This is a genomic window from Streptomyces sp. NPDC020958, assembly GCF_055562175.1.
Genome location: NZ_JBVHFU010000025.1, coordinates 42,937 through 59,911, shown reverse-complemented (window position 1 = coordinate 59,911; position 16,975 = coordinate 42,937). Strand labels below are relative to the sequence as shown.

Annotated in this window: 10 protein-coding genes; 1 reads left to right on the top strand and 9 read right to left on the bottom strand. The window is 75.1% G+C overall.

The features are described 5' to 3' along the window. Positions 1 to 3 precede the first annotated feature (3 nt). From ACZ3KP_RS39195 to ACZ3KP_RS39165, 7 genes are all read right to left on the bottom strand, one after another. Entirely contained in the window at positions 4 to 807 is an 804-nt protein-coding gene (locus ACZ3KP_RS39195; protein ID WP_467505719.1) for a LuxR C-terminal-related transcriptional regulator, read from the bottom strand. 173 nt (positions 808 to 980) lie between these two features. Then, entirely contained in the window at positions 981 to 2,822 is a 1,842-nt protein-coding gene (locus ACZ3KP_RS39190; protein WP_467505717.1) for a hypothetical protein, read from the bottom strand. Beyond that, positions 2,819 to 6,385, bottom strand: a complete 3,567-nt coding sequence (locus ACZ3KP_RS39185; protein ID WP_467505715.1) for a DUF5682 family protein — start codon at positions 6,383 to 6,385, stop codon at positions 2,819 to 2,821. Before ACZ3KP_RS39185 ends, ACZ3KP_RS39190 begins: the two co-directional genes overlap by 4 nt. Positions 6,386 to 6,389: 4 nt before the next feature. Next, positions 6,390 to 7,592, bottom strand: coding sequence for an ATP-binding protein (locus ACZ3KP_RS39180; protein ID WP_467505713.1), 1,203 nt, complete (start codon positions 7,590 to 7,592; stop codon positions 6,390 to 6,392). Beyond that, on the bottom strand, positions 7,589 to 12,523 hold the full coding sequence (locus ACZ3KP_RS39175) for a hypothetical protein (RefSeq protein WP_467505711.1): 4,935 nt from the start codon (positions 12,521 to 12,523) through the stop codon (positions 7,589 to 7,591). Before ACZ3KP_RS39175 ends, ACZ3KP_RS39180 begins: the two co-directional genes overlap by 4 nt. Continuing rightward, positions 12,520 to 13,374 (bottom strand): DUF4132 domain-containing protein, encoded by an 855-nt coding sequence (locus tag ACZ3KP_RS39170; RefSeq protein ID WP_467505709.1) that lies wholly within the window; start codon positions 13,372 to 13,374, stop codon positions 12,520 to 12,522. The genes ACZ3KP_RS39175 and ACZ3KP_RS39170 overlap by 4 nt, the downstream gene beginning before the upstream one ends. Positions 13,375 to 13,546: 172 nt before the next feature. After that, entirely contained in the window at positions 13,547 to 13,939 is a 393-nt protein-coding gene (locus tag ACZ3KP_RS39165) for a DUF5997 family protein (protein ID WP_467505707.1), read from the bottom strand. A gap of 129 nt (positions 13,940 to 14,068) precedes the next feature. Here ACZ3KP_RS39165 and ACZ3KP_RS39160 point away from each other — a divergent pair, with 129 nt between their 5' ends. Beyond that, positions 14,069 to 14,851, top strand: a complete 783-nt coding sequence (locus ACZ3KP_RS39160) for a LysR family substrate-binding domain-containing protein (protein ID WP_467505705.1) — start codon at positions 14,069 to 14,071, stop codon at positions 14,849 to 14,851. Between the two features lie 36 nt (positions 14,852 to 14,887). Here the strand turns inward: ACZ3KP_RS39160 and ACZ3KP_RS39155 are convergent, their stop codons facing one another. Then, positions 14,888 to 16,363, bottom strand: coding sequence for an MFS transporter (locus ACZ3KP_RS39155; RefSeq protein ID WP_467505703.1), 1,476 nt, complete (start codon positions 16,361 to 16,363; stop codon positions 14,888 to 14,890). A 134-nt stretch (positions 16,364 to 16,497) separates the two neighbouring features. After that, on the bottom strand, positions 16,498 to 16,974 hold the full coding sequence (locus ACZ3KP_RS39150; RefSeq protein ID WP_358973378.1) for an Lrp/AsnC family transcriptional regulator: 477 nt from the start codon (positions 16,972 to 16,974) through the stop codon (positions 16,498 to 16,500). Between the last annotated feature and the right edge of the window lies 1 nt (position 16,975).

Below are 16,975 nucleotides of genomic sequence, written 5' to 3'. Positions count from 1 at the left end.
CTCTTACGGGCACCCGTCGACCGGCGACCGCTCCGGCGCCGGCACCAGCCCCAGCCGCTGTGCGTGCAGCACCGTGCTGATGCGGTCGCGGGTGCCGAGCTTGCGGTAGATGTTCTCGACGTGCTTGTGCACGGTGCGCACCGAGATGCCCAGTCGGCGGCCCATCGCGTCGGCGGTCAGCGCGTCGGTGAGCAGGAGGAGCACGGTGAGTTCCCGCGGCGTCAGCGCGCAGTCCGCCGCGGGCTCGGCCGGCCCGGCGGCCAGCCGCCGCCACTCCTCCAGCAGCCGGCGCTGCTGCTCGACGGCGGCCAGCAGCGGTTGGGCCCGCTCGGCGACGCGCAGGTGGTCGTCGGTGAAGTCCGCACCGGAGCGGAAGACCAAGCAGCCTGTGATGGGGGCGACCGTCCCCGGCAACGGCAGCCCCAGCACCTGGTTCAAGTCCAAGGCGTCACCGAGCACCCGGGCGGTCGCGCTCGCCGTCCACTCGCGGCCCGCGAGCCGACGGGCCGTGACCGGGGTCCGGGCGGGACCGGCCGCGTAGTGCCGGGCGAAGGGATAGCCCGAGCGCAGCACCGCCACCGCCTCGTCGCCGAGGCGCTCCATCTCGACGGCGGCGGCCGGAGGTATACCGAGTGTGCCCCGGCCCTCGCTCCAGTCGTCCAGCTTGTAGATCAGCGTCTCGCCGCCGCACAGGCCGGTCAGGGCATCGGCGAGCAGTGGCCAGAGCCGCTCGGGTTCACGTTCGTGCAGTGCGGCCACGGCCAGTTCGGTGAGGCGTTCGTAGGCCCTGTCCAGCCCGTGTGACACGTCGTCCTCTCTGCCCGTTCCCTACGCAGTTTTACGCATACCCCCGCACCGGCGGGCTGCCGCATGCTTCAACCGGACACCGACGCCGGAGCGGACGACTCCGGTCGAGCGGGCCGCCGGCACGGGGGAGCGGCGGCCCGCGACCGGTCGCCCGGCCCGTTCGCCCTGCCCGGTCAACCGCCCCAGGCGGCGGCGCACAGCACACGCTCCACCTCGTCGGTGTAGCGCGCAGCGGCGAGCCAGGTCCGCGCGAAGCGGCCGGTGTCCGCCGGAAGCAGGCGGCCGAAGACATCACGCGAGCGTTCCGCCGCCGCGGCGAGCAGTTCGTCGAGGACGTCGCCGGCCGTGGCCAGCCCCTGCCGCCGCAGACGGCGGGAGTCCGCCGCGGAGTCCCCGGGGAAGGCCAGCACGCGCCGGCCCCCCGAGGCCGCCTGCGCAACCCTGCGGCGCAACAGGTGGAGGGGGGCCTCCTCGGGCGGGGACGCCGTGCCGGCCGGCACCGGAGCGGGCACGTCCGCCTGTTGGAGCCGGTCAAGACCCAGGTCCACCCGCTGTCCGGCGAGCGTGGGGTGTTCGCTCGCGAGCACCTGGGCGCGGGCGTGCGACGCCGGTGCGAGCCGTGCGATCACCCGGAGCCGACTGCCGCGGGCGGCGGCCAGCAACCGCAGGTTGTCGCGGTACGGGAGCGCCGGATGGTCGTGCGCGACCGTCAGCCGCAGCGGCACCCCGCCGCAGTCGGCCAGCAGGCAGTCACCCGTGGTCTCCCGCACCGGACCGACCAGCGTCACCTCCAGGAACAGCAGGTCGTGCCCGCCGCCGAGGGCGCGCCCGACCTGCTCGGCCACCGGTACCGCCCACAACCGGTCCAGCGGCTCGGCCCGCCAGTCCACGCCGGACGCACGCACGGCCCGTACGCCCTTGCCCGCGCCCAGCCGCCCGGTCGGTGACAGGGTCGCCCCGGTGACCGCCAGCCCGGCCCGTGACAAGGCGCGGTGCGTCAACGCCGTGTCACCGACCCGTACGGCACGGTCGGCGGCGCCCACCGCCCGTCCCGCGCCGCCCGGTGCCACGTCGGAGACGCTGCACAGCCGGCCTGCGGCGTCCGCGGTCCAGGTCACGGCTCCCGCGTACCCGCTCGCGGTGAGCACGGGTTCGGAGAACAGGCCGTACAGGCGCAGCGAACCGTCCGGGGTGTAGGGACGGCGCACGGTGCCGCGCAGCTCCGTCAGCTCCCCGCCGGTCGCGGACGGCACCCGGTAGGCCACGTACAGGGTCTCCGACAGGGCGGTGACCAGGTCGGCGAGCCGGAACGCCGGGTCGGCCGCCCGCGCCGCGCGCAACGCGGTGACCACGGAGACCGCGGCCGAGGCCGCCCGGGGCAGGCCGGCGAGCCGCGCGGTGTGGGCGGCACGCAACAACTCCGCCTGCACCACGGCACCGGAACCGTCCGTACCGGCGTCGAGCACGGCAGCGGCGGCGACGAGGAGGGCCTGCGCGGCGGTGAGTTGAGAGGGGGTGGCGGCTTCTTCCCAGGGGTCTTCCCGGGCAGGGCCTTTCCGGGCACGGTCCTCCCGGGCACGGTCTTCAGAGGCAGAGGCAGAGGCAGAGGCAGAGGCAGAGGCAGAGGCAGAGGCAGAGGCAGGGTCGGGAGTCTTTGAAGCGGTCGGCCCGGGAGCCCGTCGCCCACCGGACTCCTCGGCCGACGTCTCCACGGGCCCGGACGCATCGCCCACCGGTGCCGCCGAGGCCGCCGCCGCCCGGTGCAGGCAGTCCGGGGCCAGCAGACAGCCACAGCGCACCGCCGCCGCGTCGGTCACGACACCACCCGGTGCGTGCAGTTCGAGCACGGAGCCCTCGTCGTCGACGGAGATGCGCACGGTGTCGCCGTCCCGGACGACGGCGCGACCCGCCAGCTTGGCGACGCCCGCGTCCAGCCGCTTGCGCAGGCGGGGCGAAAGGGCCGCGACCAGTTCCGCGGTCACGACCGGCGCCACCGCGGGCAGTTCGGTACTCATGCGATCTTCTCCCCTACCCAGCGGGCGAGTTCGAGCGGGCTCAGAGCGGCCACCGGCATCCCCGCGGCGACCAGCTGTCCCGCGACCCCGGTGGAGTAGCGCGGACGACCCGAGTCGTCCAGGCTCGCGCACCCCAGCACCTGACACCCCGCGCCGACCAGCGCCCGCACCTCCGCGAGCAGTCCACCGACCGGATGACCCTCTTCGAAGTCGCTGACCACGACCACGAGCGTGCGGGACGGCACCGTCACCAGCTCCCGCGCGTGCCGCAGTCCGGCCGCGATATGGGTGCCGCCGCCGACGCTGACCTCCAGCAGCAGCGACAGCGGGTCGGCGACATGGTCGGTGAGGTCGATGACCTCGGTGGAGAACGCCAGGAAGTGGGTGGACAGCGTCGGCACACCGGCCAGCACCGAGGCGGTGAGCGCGGCCCAGACCGTCGAGGCCTCCATGGACCCCGACACATCGGTGACCAGGATCAGCCGCCAGTCGGCGGCCCGCCGGGCCCGGGTCCTGAACACGGGGTGCTCCGGGATGACCCGCACCGTGCCGTCCGGTGCGCGTCGGGCGGTGGCCAGGTTGGCCCGCAGGGTGCGCGGCAGGTCGAGGCCGCCGCCGGGACGCCGGCCGGGACGCGGCAGTGCCGTGCCGTGCAACGCCGGACGCAGCCGCGTCGCCAGCTCCCGGGTCAGTGCGTCCACCAGCCGCCGCACCAGCGGACGCAGTGCCGCGAGCCGGGCCTCGGGCAGCCCACCGGCATGCCGGAGCACCGAGCGCAGCAGGTCCACGGAAGGCCGCACCGTGTCCGGATCCAGCTCGGCCAGCACGTCCTGGCGCCCCGTCGCGGCGGCCGCCGCCAGCACCTCCTCCCTGATGCCGGGCCCGAACAGCGCCGCCAGTTCCTGCGACCACTCCCGCACCCCGGGATACGGCGCCTCGCGCCCGCCGCCCGCGCCGCCGAGTCCACCCCGGCTGCCCTCCCCGCGCCCGCTGCCGTACAGCTCGTCGAGTGCGGTGGCCAACGCACCGGCCGAAGGGGGAAGTCGGTCGCTTCGGCGGCCCAGGAGCAGGCGCCAGCGATCGACGGGCGACAGCCGGTGGTCCTCCGTGGCCGGGGAGGTGGTGGAGCCGTCGGCCTCCGGCTCCGCGTGATCCCGGGGGGAGGGGAGCAGGCCGAGCACCCGCAGGGTGTCGCGGGCCGCGAGGTCCGCGCCGGTCCAGGTGGCCAGGGCAACGGGATCGAGCGTCCCGGTGTCGGCGACGCGGTCGGTGCCGAGGCGCCCCTCGACACCGGTCAGCAGGCGCTCCCGGTCGGCCGGGCTCAGGGTGTCGAAACCGCCGCGCAGCGCCGGAAGCCGGTCGAGGAAGTCCCGGTCGGACAGCTGGGACACCCGGTCGACCAGGGGCTCCAAGGTCGGTGCCGCCGCCTCCAGCAACCGCCCGGCCGCCGTCAGCAGCCCTGTCAACCGGGCGGTGAGCGCGGCCCGGGAGCGGGGGTCGACCGCGCCGTCGACCCAGGAGGCGACCCGGCCGCCGAACGCCTCCGGCTCCTCCTGGCCGAGCAGTACCCGGACGGCCCCGGCGGCGCCCCGCATCAACGGCGAACCGTCGGCGGCGAGCCGGGACAGGGCATCGGTGAGCCGGACGCCGCCCAACACGTCGGCGCGCTGCGCGAGTTCGAGCAGGGCGTGGGCGTCGGCCGGATCCTCTGAACCGGTGAGTCCGTCCACCTGGCGTACCGCCGCGGCGGTCAGCAGGTCGGCCACCGCGGCGGCCCTTTCCGTACGGTCCCGATCCGCGTCGAGACCGGCGATGTGGCCGGTCCGCAGCCGGTCCAGCAGGGCCAGCCCGGTGAGGAGTTCGGGGAGCGTACCGGAGGCGGGCAGCACGTCGGCGGTGTCACCGAGCCGCTCCGCCACGAGGTCGGGCAGACCGCAGTGCGCCGCCTGCTCCAGACCGTCCAGCACCTGTGCCGCCGTGGGCCCGCCGGCGTCCCGTTCCGTGCGGGCGCGCTCGCGCAACAGTCCCTCGGCCGCCTGGGCGAGGGTGACCCCGCGGATCCCCGCGGCCGCCAGCATCGCGGCGGTGGCCGGTGTCCAGCGGACCTCCCAGCGGGAGGTGAGGGCGTCGGCGCCGCCGGTACCGGTCACCGGCCGTTGCTCGGCGTACGGCACCGAGCACAACGTCAGTCGGCGCAGGAGCAGTTCACGGCGGCGGTCGAGGTCCGAGCGGAGGGGGTCGAGGCGGAGGTCCCGGGGTGATCCGGGGCCGCCGTCGGCCGGACCGGGCAGACCGAGGACGTCGATCTCGGCCTCCACCGCCGGGACGAGGCCGCTGCGCGGTGCGGCGGGCGCGGGCCGGCCGGTGCGGTTGCCGACCAGTACCGTCTCCATCGCGCGCGCGACGGCTCGGCCCCGGCCGTACGGTTCGCCCTGCGCCAGCACCGTCTGGACCGCCTCGACCAGCTCGCCGCGGCCCGCGGCGGGGAGGTCGCGCAGGCGGGCGAGGTCTCCGGCGAGGCGGGTGATCTCTCGTGCGTCCGCCGGGCCCGAGGGGTGGCCCTGGTCGCGGAGGGCGGCGCAGATCCGGACCGAGGCGTGGGTCAACGCGTCCTCCAGCAGGGCCGGTTCACCGCCCGCTTGGAGGACCATGTGCTGCCATTCGGGGTCGCGGATACCGGCGGGGTAGCCGGAGCGCTCGTCCAGGAGGGCGTAGGTGTAGGGGATGAGAGAGGTGGTCCATTCGGGTGCGGGCCGGTGAGGCCCGGTCGCGACCACGCGGTGGCAGTCGCGCATCGATTGCAGCTCCGCGTCCCTGTGGGGGCGTGTCAGTGCCGGGGTGTGGAAGGCGCCGACCACCATGGCCACGCGCTCGCCGTTCTTCGACGTCTCCGCCAGGCGTGCGCGCATCCATTCCTCCCGGCGCAGATCCACCTCCGACACGGTCGACTCCGCCCGCAGCGCCCACCCCGTCAGCAGCGCCGCCCTGCGCAGTGCCTCCGGTGTCGAACCGGGCGCGGCCGTCTCCACCAGCCGGTCCCAGAGGTCGTCCCCCGGGCGGCCTGTGAGCCGGGAACGCAGGGCGGCCGACAGGCCCTCCGGCCCCTGCGCCGCCGCGGACTCCCGTACCAGCCCACCGCGGTCCGCCAGTGGGAGGTCGCAGGCCACCACCGGTACCGCGTGCCGCGCGGCCCACCGCACCGCAGCCAGCTCCGGGGAGAAGTCCGCGAACGGGTAGAAGGCCGGGCCGCCGCTGCCGTCGGCCGGTGCCGCGGCGAGCGCCACCGGGGCCCGGGTCTCCTCGTGGGCGAGCCACGGCAGCCAGTCCTGCAACTCGGCCGGCAGCTCCACGAGCAGGATGTCCGGCTTCGCCTCGCCCAGCAGCGCCGGCACGGCCGCGGCCAGCGACGGCGCGTGGTGCCGTACACCGATCAGGTAGGGCCCTGCGGGATCGGTGAGGGCCGCGAGCGCCGTTTCGGGGGAGGCGGACGCGACGTCCTCACGTGAACGGGACACGACGTCCTCATGTGAGCCGGACGCGACGTCCTCGGGCGGTTCGGACATGGCGTCACGCCTCCAGGACCGTGCGCAGGTCCCACAGGGTGCGCCAGGTCGCCGAGCCCTGTTCCGCGCGGCGTCGGACCGGGCCGTCCCAGTAGCCGCGCAGCCGGGCCGCGTCGGCGGGGTCGTCCTTGCGCACGACCCCCAGGAGATGCCCCGGCAGCAGGCCGAGGACGTCCCGGTCGCCGGGGAAGTAGGCCGCGGCCAGGGCCAGCGCGCCCGCCACCGACACCGCCTCCGCCGTGCTCATCACCGTGGACGGGCGCTCCACCTCCCACCCCTCGGCCGACCGTCCCTCGCGCAGGTCACGGAACGCGGTGACCAGGGCCTCCAAGACCGCGTCGTCGACCTGGAAGGGCGCCCCGGCCCGCTCCACGGACGCCCTGGCCTGGCCGCGCACCAGCGCGGTCTCGGCGTCCAGGTCCGGGATGGGGCCCACGGTCTCGAAGTTGAAGCGCCGCTTGAGCGCGGCCGACATCTCCGAGACACCCCGGTCCCGCAGGTTGGCCGTGGCGATGAGGGTGAAGCCCGGCGCGGCATGCGCCAACGCGTCCTCGGTGCCCGCGAGTTCGGGCACGGCGATGCGCCGCTCGGACAGCAACGACACCAGGGAGTCCTGGACTTCCGGCAGACACCGCGTGACCTCCTCCACGCGCGCGACGGCACCCCTGGTCATCGCGGTGAGCACCGGGGACGGGACGAGGGCCTGCCTGCTGGGCCCCTGTGCGAGCAGCAGGGCGTAGTTCCAGCCGTACTTGAGCTGGTCCTCGGTCGTGCCCGCGGTGCCCTGCACGACCAGACCGCTGGTGCCGCACACCGCGGCCGACAGCAGCTCGGACAGCATCGACTTGGCGGTGCCCGGCTCGCCGACCAGCAGCAGCCCCCGCTCACCGGCGAGGGTCACCACACAGCGTTCGACGAGGGCGCGGTCACCGACGAACTTGTCCGCCACGACCAGCCGCCGCGGCACCCCCTGCGGCACCTCGGCGTCGTCGGGCAGCCGCAGCGCCCGCCCGCCGCTGCCCATGACGAAGGTGACGACGGCCCGGGGCGTGAGCCGCCACGCGGGCGGGCGCGGCCCGGCGTCGTACCCGGCGAGGAAGGCCAGTTCGGTGGCGTACCGGTCCTCGGGCGGGACGATCTGGCGGAGGGGAGCGGTGGTGGCGGTCATCTGCGGGGCGTCCTCGGCGGTGGAGCGGATCGTGGTCATCGGCGGCGGCCTCCGCGGGTCGCCCGGGTCGTCAGCTGCTCGTACGCGGGCGGGTCCCCGGCCCGTACGCGTTCCCAGGCGCGGGCGAACAGCTCCGGCGCCGGGACCAGCGGCAGGGTGCGGTCGCCGTCGGAGACCGGGTAGAGGGCCTCCTTCCAGGTCTCCACCGGCAGGGCCGGTGCCCCGAGGTCACGCCAGCCGCAGGGCAGGAACAGGGTGCGGCCGGCGCGGGGCCGCTTCGCCTCGACCACCAGATCGGTCGCCGCGAGTTCGGCCCGCGCCTTCTTCGCCCGGGCGGGCCTCCAGCCGCTCCAGCGCGCGCAGTTGCGGTCGGTCGGGTCGGGCAGCGCCAGCAGCTGGAGGTAGAGCGCCGCCGCGTCCTCGCCCAGGCCGTGGGCCGCGGCGACCTCGGCCACCAGCGCGGGCACGGTGACCGTGGGGTCCTGCGGGTGTCCCGCGGGCCCCTCCGCCGCGACGGCACGGGCGAGTTCGCCGCCGAGGAGCGTGCGGACGGCCCACAGGCCGGACCGGCGCCCCGGGCCGACCAGGCCCTCCAGGAGCCCTAGGACGGAGTCGTCCGGGCCGCTCAGCGCGGCCGGCCGGAGCTGGACGTGCTCCGTCTGCGCGTACCAGGGGCGCAGCACCAGCGCCTCGCCGATCCGCGTCACCCCGTGCGCGTCGCCGCCGCCGGTCTCGGGCAGGCCGTGCACCTTGCGCAGCTGCACGGAGGTCGGACCGTTCTTCTCGGTCCAGTCCAGGCCCAGGTCTAGCAGCAGCTCGGGGTCGGACAGACGACGGCGCAGCGCGGCCAGCCCGGCCGGCAGCCCGGCCCGCAGCGGATGTCCGTACGGCAGTACGTACGCGAGCGCGGCCAGGCTCTGCACGGCTCCCGTCAGCGCGTACGAGCTGGGCACCGCAGCGGGATCGGCGGGCGTCAGATCGCCTTCCGCGTCGGGCCGGAACACCGTGGTGCGGGCGAGCCAGGGGACCCGCGCGGGGTTCAGCACGGTCTCCGCGTGAGCGATCCCCATGCCGGCGAGATCGGTGCTGAGGTCCTCCGGCAGGCGGACCAGGGTGCCGAGCCGCTCGGCCCACAGCCGGCCCGCGGCAGCCGTGCACGGGCCGCTCGTCCACAGTTCGGCGGGGTCCTCGGGAAGCAGGGCGCCGAGCAGTGCCCGCTGTTCGTCCTGGCCCAGCGAGTTCAGCAGTTCGGTGCCGAAGGCCCGTTGCCGGGGCTTGAGGCCGATGACGGCGAGCTCCTCGGCGGCGGGCGCCTGCGGCTGCCCGGCCACCAGCACGGTCGCCTGGAGGGGGCCGAGGCCGCCGTCCGTCGCGGCCACCAGTTCCCCGGGGGCCTCGGGCCGCCAGGGTGCGGAGCCCTTGTCCCGGACCAGCCGGGTGAGTTCGGCGAGCCGCCGGGCCGGTATCCCGGTGGTGTACCGGGTCTCCTCGACCAGGGTGAAGTGACCCACGGCGCCGAACACCCCGGACGGGTCGTGGTCGAGGGCCAGCCACTCGACCCGGCCCAGCTGCGGGTCCACGCTCTGGCAGCCGAGCACGACCACCGTACGGCCGTCCCGGCGCAGCACCTGGCCCGCTCGTTGCTGCTCGTCGTGCGGTTCGCCGAGCACGACCTCGCGCAGGGTGTTCCCGAGCCCGGCGAGCGGCCCCTCGGTCAGCGCCTCGAACAGCAGGAGCAGCGGCTCGCGCTGGACGTCGGAGAGCGCGGGCGAGGCGGCCCGGTAGGCGAGTGGCCGCAGGGCGCCCAGGACCGGCGGCCACACCGCGCCGATGCGGGGGACGGTGTGCTCGTCGCTCAGCCAGCCGTCGCCGACGGCGTGCCGGTCGCGGTGCGCGAGCGGTGTGCCGTCGGCGGGTTCTCCGGACAGCACGTGGTTCACCGAGCGGATCTGGCGCAGCGTGGCGAAACCGGCGTACCACGCGTTCTGCAGGGTCACGAGGCCGGCGGCGGCGTCGTGCAGCGCGCGGTCCCCGCCGTGCTCGGGGCTGTAGTCGGCGAACATGCCCTCGGTCCGCTGCCGAGGCTGCCGCGCCCCCTCCTGCGGCGGTGTGACGAGCTTCGTGGCCGTCTCACGGGCCCGCAGTGCCGCTCGGACGAGGGAGGCGACCCCGGCCAGCAGCCGCCGGTCGGTCAGTTCGGGCAGTGCCGCCGCCACCGCGGTCAGGGCCACCTCGTCGGCGGGGGGCACCGCGGCCCTGGCCTTCTCGTCCTGGCCGGCCCGGGTCAGCGCCTCCTGCCGTTCGGCCATCGCGGTCGCCGTCGTGCGCATCAGCTCGGCGGCCGAGTCGTCGGACAGGGCGCGCAGCACGGCCGAGCCGCGTTCGTCGCGGGGGCGCAGCGCGTGCCAGAACGGGACCGGCGGCACCAGCCGCGTCCCGGCCGCGTACGCACCGCCGGACTCCCCGAAGGACACCCGGCCCAGCTCGGTACCGTCGTCCGCGTGCAGGGAGACGCTCTGGTACGTCTGCGCGGCGATCGGCTCGGCCCCGCCCGGCAGCCGCAGCGCCCCCAACGGCACCCGGCCGGCGTGCCCCGTACGCAGGGTCGCCGTCCGCCCGTCCGGCGTACCGGCGGTCGTGCGGGCCTCGGCGCCCTCGCCCTGGGTGCGCACCCACCGCCCGAGCACCGTGCCGTCGGTGCCGAACGGGCTGTGCTCAAGGCCGGGTTGCAGCGGCAGCACCTCGCAGGAGCCGTGTCGCAGCGAGGCGTCCTCCCGGACCGCGGACGCCAGCAGCGCGGGCAGCGACGCCCGCCCGTGCTCGCCGGTCGCCGGGTCGTACTCCAGCCACACCGACTGCCGGCCCTGCCGGCCCTGTCGCCAGTAGGTGACGCCGTCGCCGATCACCGGGCGGCCCGGCGGCAGGACGGTGTCCCCGGCGTGCAGGGTCCGGCCGCCCGTCGCCCGGCCGCCTCCGGGCAGCGGGATCGACGCGTTGGCCGCGTCCATGCCGGACCACCAGCCGGGGAGCTGCTCGCCGCCGACCGGGAACACGTCGGCCGGGCGGCTCGACCAGTAGCCGTACTGCTTCGAGCCGTCGCGCCACAGCACCAGCAACTCGCCGTCGGCGTACCGGAACCGGGGCCGCTGCCAGCGGTCCAGGTTGGTGGGCAGCCGCAGTTCGTGCGTGAGCAGCACCCCCTCGGGTCCGACGACGACGGCCCGGTGCCCGCGCGCCAGGATCAGCGCGGGCCAGGCCTCGGTCACCGCCAGGGAGTTGTCCCGGTCCTTGCGGATCTCGCTGTCCAGCAGCTCCAGCGCCTCGTCCAGGGCGGACCAGCCCAGCTCGTCCAGGATGCCGGCGCGCAGCGTGCGGCCGAGGACCGGGACGATGTCGTACCCGGTGAGCAGGCGGACGGCGGGCGGGCTCTCCTGCATCACGGTCCGGAAGGGGCGCAGTCGCTCCAGCTTCCTCTCGACGGCGGGCAGTCCGGCCGAGGAGGCGAACTCCGCGGTGGCCTCCTCCAGCCACTGGCGCAGTATGCCGCCGAGCACCGGATGCGCGGCGGCCTTGGCGAGGTCCTTGCCCTGGCCGCGGCCGAGTCCCTCGACGGCCCGGGCCAGCAGCAGGCGATGACCGGGTTCGGCCGCGACGGCCTTCAGGTCGCGCTGTCCGGGCCGCTCGTCGCCCAGCCAGAAGCCGAGCGGCAGGTGCACCTCCTCGTCGGCGCCCGGCGCGGTCAGCGCGATGCCCTCCGCCACGCACAGGTCCAGCAGATCGAGGTCGGCGCCGGCCCGCCAGCGCCCGGTGAACAGGTCGACGGGCCGCCCGGCCGCACGCAGCCTCGGTGCCATCCGCTCGACCAGCGCCAGCGTCGCCGGGGAGCGGTGCGCGTACGCCGCCCCGTGCTTGCGGTGCTGGGCCCACCGGGTCAGCCAGTCCGCCGCGTCCACCTCCCCGCCCTCCTCGGTGAGCAGCAGGTCGGCCCCGGACTCCGCGAGCAGCGCCAGCCAGAACTCGTCGTCCGCCACCTCGCCGCCCAGCCCGGCCGGCATGATCTCCAGCAGTCGTACCCGGATGTCGGGCCGCCGTTCCGTCAGGACCGGCAGCACGGCGCGGTAGGCGTTCCAGAACGAGGCGGGCGCCCGCACGGCGGCCGGGGACGCCAGCAGGTCGGCGACGAGCGCGCACTCCTCGGTGACCCGGTCCATGTCGGCCGCCTTGATCAGACCGCGGGCGTCCTGCGGCAGCGAGGCGTACGGCGGCATCCCGGCCGCGCAGCGCTCCACCGTCAGCTGCCGGAACTGGGCCCAGGCGACGTCCGGTTCGAGCCGCCGGGCCAGGTCCCGAACGTACTCCTTGAGGGCCTTCACGGTGAGCGCCCCGGCGAACGCGAACTCCAGGAACACCGCCCGCTGCCGCTCCTCGTCCACCGCGAGGGCGTGCACCCGCTCCGCCTCCCGGGCCTTGCCGAAGAAGGCGGCCGCGTAGGTGGTGTTCTCGTGCTGGAGGAAGACCCGCGCGGCCTGCTCGTAGAACGTGGGCAGGAAGTGCGGGACCGCACGGCCCAGGCGCTCGCCGAGCGTCTCGAAGCCCTCCTTCGCGTTGCCCGGCTTGGACTTGGCCTGCCGGGCCAGCCGCTCCACGTCCTTGACCAGGGCGAGGGCGTGATGGCCGTTGGCCGGGTCGTGGACCAGCGCCCAGGCCGGGAAGCCGAGGGTCTCCCGGCGCACCTGGCCCACCTCGGGCGCCTCCGGTTCCCGGGCGAGGCCGAGGAACTCCAGGGCCAGGTCCTCGGCCTCGCCGAGGGTGCCCGGCACCAGTCGCACCACCGCGCGGTCGTCCAGTGCGGGATGGGTGTACGTGCGGGCGGTCAGGACGTCGGCGTCCTCGCGCCGGGTCGTGCCCGCGGGCAGGATCGCGCCGGCGTCGAGCAACGCGGCCGCGGTGGTGTCGTCGTACGTGCTCATGCCGCGCGCTCCTCGTCCTCGACGTCCCGTCCCGCGTACAGCGCCGCCGCCATCCGCATGCCCTCAGACCAGGCGACCGGGCCGACCTGCCCCAGCTTCAGCGCCCGGCCCGCCGGATCCGTCCACGCCAGCGGGCCGGTCTCGGTCTCGTAGTAGCCGTCGAAGTCACCGACCCAGACCCGGGCCTCCACCCCGCGGCCCGCCTCCAGCACCGAGCACACCGCGTATCCGCCGCGCACGCGGTACCCCAGTTGGGTGGCTCTGCCGTGCAGGAACCGCAGTTCCTTGAAGACCCCGCCCGCGTACTCCTCGACCTGGGTGCCCTGCGCGTCCAGCGTCGCCGGGCGGTGCCAGACCTCCCGGAACAGCTGCTGCGCCCGCTGCTCGACGCCCAGCTCCACCGCGAACTCCCGCAGCTCCGCGAGGTCTTCGAGCAGCACCGGGTGCGGCAGCCGGACCAGGTCGGGGGCGATCCGCACGGTGTCGCCGTCGAGGTCGACCAGGCCGAGCCCGCGCTCGGCGTCGGCGTCCCGCAGGAATCCGGCCACCTCGCCGTCGGCGCCGGTGACGACCAGGTCGCGCAGCGCCGCCCGCCAGGCGGGGTCCGGCCAGACCCGGGTCAGAACGGCCAGCGGCACCGGTAGCGAGCGGGTCATCCACCGCTCCACGTCGGCCAGGCACTGCCGTTCGTGCCGCTCCAGCCACTCGGTGAGCTGCCGCAGCCCCAGGACGGCCGGATCGTCCGCCAGCTTCGCCGGCACGGACTTCAGCCGCCGTCCCGCCGCGTTGCGGCAGACCACCTTCCCGTCGTCCAGGGCCACCTCGTAGTCCCCGGCCGTCACCCACCCCATGCGTGCCTCCCCGCACCGCAGTGATCAAGTGCTGGGAACTGTAAAGGGCACCACTGACAACGCGCTCCGCGGTCCACGACGGACGGGAGACGCAGGTCCGCACGGCAACGGCCCCGTCCGAGGCGGGCGCGCCTCGGACGGGGCCGTGGGAGAGCCGAACGGGTGGCCGGGGTCAGCCCCGGCCCGCCTCCTTCTCGCGCTTCAGGTTCTTCAGCCGGGCGCCCTCCTTGCGGACCTCGGCCTGCGTGGCGCGCTCCTTGCGCAGCCACTCGGGCAGCTCGCGCTTGAGCTCCTCGATCTGCGCGGTGGTCAGCGCCTCCGTCACCCCGCCGCGCGCCAGACCCGCGATGGACACGCCCAGCTTGGCCGCGACCACCGGACGCGGGTGCGGCCCGTCGGCCCGCAGGTCGAGCAGCCACTGCGGCGGGTTCGCCTGGAGCTCGTCCAGCTCGGCGCGCGAGACGACGCCCTCCTGGAAGGCGGCGGGCGCGGCGGGCAGGTACACGCCCAGCTTCTTCGCCGCGGTCGCGGGCTTCATCGTCTGGGCGGTGTGGTGCGAACTCATGAGGTCAAGGGTATCGGCCGGGGATACGGGCGCCGACCACGCGTGCCGACCCGCTCGCGACCACGCCCGGCCGACCGCTCCGGTGCCGGGCCGTCCACCGCTTGGACCGCGGCCGGTTAACCTTGCCTGGTGACAGGCTCGGAGGAAACACCGTCGTTCCGGCTCGCGTACGTCCCCGGCGTGACGCCCGCCAAATGGGTACGGATCTGGAGCGAGCGCCTGCCCGACGTCCCCCTCACGCTCCACCAGGTCCCGGCCGCCGAGGTGGCCGGCCTGCTGCGCGCGGGCGACGCGGACGCCGGTTTCGTACGGCTCCCCGTGGACCGTACGTTCTTCAGCGCGATCCCCCTCTACACCGAGACCACCGTGGTCGTCGCCCCCAAGGACCACGTGATCACCGCGGCCGAGGAGGTCACCGTCGCCGACCTCGCCGACGAGGTCCTCTGCCACCCCCTGGACGACGTGTTCGACTGGGACGCCCCGCCCGGCGAGCCGGCCTTCGAGCGCCCCGCCACCACCGAGGACGCCGTCGAACTGGTCGCCGCCGGCGTGGGCCTGCTCGTGGTACCCCAGTCCCTGGCGCGGCTGTACCACCGTCGCGACCTCACCTACCGGCCGCTCACCGACGGCCCCCGGTCGACCGTGGCGCTGTCCTGGCCGGAAGAGGCCACCACCGATCTGGTCGACGACTTCATCGGAATCGTCCGCGGCCGCACGGTCAACAGCAGCCGCGGCCGGCAGCAGGCGCCGGAGAAGGAGCAGAAGCCGGAGCGGGCCGGGCGGTCGCAGAAACCCGCGCAGGGCAAGGCGGCGCAGGCCGGCCGCGGAACGCCGCGGTCGCGCGGCACCGGAGCCAAGCGCGCCCAGTCCGCCAAGCCCGCCAAACGCGCGAAGCCCCGCCGCCGGTCATGACGAGGGGCTGGCCTCCGGCCCGGTCCCGGTCCGCTCCTACGGCTCCAGGCCCTGCGGTGCCAGGGCCCGCGGTTCCAGGCTTTGTGGTGCCTTCGTCCGTTCCCGCAGGTCGGCGACCGCCAGGCAGAGCGCCAGCAGGATGAGTCCCAGGGACGTCAGCAGGCCGTACTGGAGCGCCTCGACGGCCGACCCGTGGTTGGCCACATGCGCGAAGTACACGGACCCCACCACGGCGATCCCGGCCGCCGAGCCGACGCGCTGGCCGGTCTGCAGCACCCCGCCGGCGGCGCCGGCCCGCTGCACCGGGACCCGCATGAGCGTGAGCGTGGTGTTGGGGGAGACCGTGATGCCGGAGCCGATCCCGCCGACGATCATCGGCAGCACGGCCGCCCACCCCAGGCTTTCCAACGGCACGGTCCGCACCACCGCGACGATGCCGAGCAGCCCGAGCGCCACCCCGCTGAGGCCGAGGACGACCAGCTTGCGTCCGTGCCGCACCACCATCCGGCCGCCCAGCGCGGCGCCGACCGCCGAGGACGCCGCGAACGGCAGCACCGTGACGCCGGCGGCCAGCGCGCTGTATCCGGCAGCGTTCTGCAGGAACAGGGCGAGCACGAAGAAGACCGTGGTGAAGCCCGCGAAGTAGGTCAGGCTGACCAGCGCGCCGAGGGTGAAGGACCGCAACGAGAACAGGCTCAGGTCGACCAGCGGTGCCCGGCCGAGCCGGCCCTGTCGCCGCTCCCACGTCCAGAACAGGCCCAGCAGCAGTGCGCCCAGCGGCAGCAGCGCCCACTTCTGCCGCCCGGTCCACTGCTGTTCCTGCACCAGCGGCAGCATCAGCGCGATCACGCCGGAGCCGAGGAGCAGCACCCCGACCGGGTCGAACTCCTCCCGCTTGCCGACGGCGGGGAACCGCGGCAGCAGCCGGAGCCCCGCGGCCAGCGCGACCACACCGATGGGCAGGTTGACGAAGAACACCCAGCGCCAGCCGTCGTCGGTGCCGACGGCGTCGATGATCACACCGCCGGCCAGCGGGCCCACCGCCGTCGACACCCCGATGACAGTGCCGAGCAGGCCGAAGGCCCTGGCCCGTTCGCCGCCCTGGAACATCTGCTGGATCAACCCCGACGTCTGCGGGGCGACCATGCCCGCCGCCGCGCCCTGGATCAGCCGGAACGCCACCAGCCAGTCCGGGCTGGTCGCGAGTCCGCAGGCCGCCGACGCCACGGTGAAGACCGCGAGGCCGACGAGGAACGCCTGGCGGCGGCCGCGCATGTCACCGAGCCGGCCCGCGGGGACGAGGGCCAGCCCGAAGGTGAGGGCGTATCCGGAGACCACCCAGGCCTGGGCGGCCTCCGTGGCACCCAGCCCGTGTTCCATGGAGGGCAGGGCGACGTTCACGATCGAGGTGTCGAGCAGCGAGATGAAGCCCGCCGTCAGACAGACCCCGAGCGCCTTCCAGCGCCGGTCTTCGGTGGCCGGCTGCTGTGGTTCTGCCCAGGTCGTGGTCATACGGACACGCTATGCAGTCATTCGGGTCATCGCACGACCGGCGGAGCGAACGGGGGCGGTACTGGCCTTTCCGGGTGACCGCCCGTCGGGGAGGGGCGGCGGCGTGCGAGATCGCTCGCGGGGTCAGGACGCCGTCATCCCCGCGCCGCGCGGCCGATCGACTCCACCAGCGGCAGCAGCCGGTGCGGGACGCGTTCGCGCAGCGCCACCTCGGTCCGGGTGCGCACCACGCCCGGCAGGCTGATCAACTTCTGGATCACGTCCTCCAGATGCGCGTTGTCCCGCGCCACCACCCGGGTCAGCAGATCCCCGCCGCCCGTGATCGAGAACGCCTCCACGATCTCCGGCACGGCGGCCAGCGCCTCCCCCACGTCGTCCAGATGTCCCTGGGTGACCTCGATGTGCACGAACGCCAGCACCGGATGGCCGAGCGCCGCGGGGGAGAGCACGGGTCCGGTCCCGGTGATCACACCGTCCCGCTCCAGCCGGTCCAGTCGGGCCTGGAGGGTGCCCCGGGCGACACCGAGGATCCGGGCGTACTCGCGCACACTGGTGCGCGGCTGCTCCAGCAGCAGTCGCAGAATGCGGGTGTCCAGCTCGTCCACGGTCATC